General features: G+C 43.5%; 1 protein-coding gene. It reads left to right on the top strand.

Annotated elements, in window-relative coordinates:
* A partial coding sequence (locus tag LVD47_RS23425; RefSeq protein ID WP_236981148.1) for a hypothetical protein occupies positions 1-370 on the top strand: 370 nt, incomplete at both ends.

Raw genomic sequence — 370 nt, 5'->3', positions numbered from 1 at the left:
AAGCAGCCGTTGGGTATCCACGATTACGAAGAAGCGTATAGCAAATTAGGCGGTGTGGCGTATCAATTGCCAGCATCCATTATAGGTGCGGGGTTGATCAATGCCTATGCACAGGGAGAGAATGTATGGGAAGAATACCTGGAGTGCGTGATTTTGAAAAAAGTAGACGGTACAGAGATTACTATTGGTGATATAGTAGGAGACTTTGGAGGAAATCCATTTGATACGGAATACGTTGAGTATTTAGCAGATAATACGAATAGCAGTCAGTTAGGATATGGCTTTTTGCACGCGATATATGAATTGGGCGAAGACCCTATCAATCTAGCGATTGGGGTATTGCCTCCGTTGAGCTATTTCCCTTACCTGT

The organism is Membranihabitans maritimus (genome assembly GCF_021729145.1).
Lineage (GTDB): Bacteria > Bacteroidota > Bacteroidia > Chitinophagales > Saprospiraceae > Membranihabitans > Membranihabitans maritimus.
This window is presented reverse-complemented; position numbering and strand designations above follow the sequence as displayed.